Below are 1,288 nucleotides of genomic sequence, written 5' to 3' on the forward strand. Positions count from 1 at the left end.
ACGGCGTGTTCGTCGTCGCTGGTGGCGTTGCATTCGGCGGTGCGGGCGCTGCGGGGCGGCGAGTGCTCCATGGCGCTGGTCGGCGGAGTCACCGTGATGGCGACGCCGTCGGCCTTCGTGGAGTTCAGCAGGCAACGTGGGTTGGCCGCGGACGGCCGCTGCAAGTCGTTCTCGGAGGCTGCCGACGGGACTGGCTGGGCCGAAGGCGTGGGCGTGCTGTTGGTGGAGCGGCTTTCGGACGCCGTACGGAACGGGCGTCGGGTGTTGGCGGTGGTGCGGGGTTCTGCGGTGAACTCGGACGGCGCGTCGAACGGTCTGACGGCACCTAATGGTCCGTCGCAGCAGCGGGTGATTCGGGCGGCGTTGCGGGATGCAGGTCTGTCGGTCGGTGATGTGGATGTGGTGGAGGCGCATGGGACGGGTACGAAGCTCGGCGACCCCATCGAGGCCCAGGCACTCCTGTCCACCTATGGCCAGGGGCGGGCTGGTGGCGAGCCTTTGTGGTTGGGGTCGTTGAAGTCGAACATTGGTCATGCGCAGGCTGCTGCTGGTGTGGCGGGTGTGATCAAGATGGTGTTGGCGTTGCAGCGGGGTGTGTTGCCGAGGACGTTGCATGTGGATGTGGCGTCGTCGCATGTGGATTGGGCTTCGGGTGCGGTGGAGTTGTTGACGGAGTCGCGCGAGTGGGTGAGGGAGGAGGGTCGGCTGCGGCGGGCTGGCGTGTCGTCCTTCGGTATCAGTGGCACGAATGCGCATGTGATTGTGGAGGAGGCTCCTCGGGTTCCGGAGGTGCCTTCGGAGACTCTTCCGGTGGTCGATGGTGTGGTGCCGGTGGTGTTGTCGGCGCGGTCTGAGGATGCGTTGGGGGAGTTGGCTGGTGGGTTGGTGGGGTGTGTGGAGCGTGGGGTTGGGTTGACGGAGCTGGCGGGTGGGTTGGTGTCGTCGCGGGCAGTGCTGGATCACCGGGCAGTGGTGGTCGCCGGTGATGGTGCTGAGCTCGTGGATGCCCTGCGAGGTGGGATATCGGGTGTCGTGAGCAGGGGTGTGTCGGGGGTTGGGTGGTTGTTTTCGGGTCAGGGGTCGCAGCGGTGGGGGATGGGTCGGGAGTTGTATGGGCGGTTTGGGGTGTTTCGGCGGGTGTTTGATGAGGTTGCTGGTGTGGTGGAGGGGGCGTTGGGGTGGTCGGTGCGTGCGGCGTTGTGGGAGGGGCCGGAGGTGGGGGTGGATCGGACGGGAGTAGCTCAGCCTGGGTTGTTTGTTTTGGAGGTGGCGTTGGCTCGGTTGGTGG

The 1,288-nt window shown here is 66.5% G+C and carries 1 protein-coding gene; it reads left to right on the plus strand.

Annotation, left to right across the window (positions count from 1 at the left end):
• Positions 1-39 precede the first annotated feature (39 nt).
• The coding region (locus ABZ842_RS38825) for a type I polyketide synthase (RefSeq protein ID WP_361548595.1) at positions 40-1,288 on the plus strand (1,249 nt) is incomplete at its 3' end.

Source organism: Streptomyces sp. NPDC047315, assembly GCF_040643215.1.
In the GTDB taxonomy this organism is placed as follows: Bacteria; Actinomycetota; Actinomycetes; order Streptomycetales; family Streptomycetaceae; genus Streptomyces.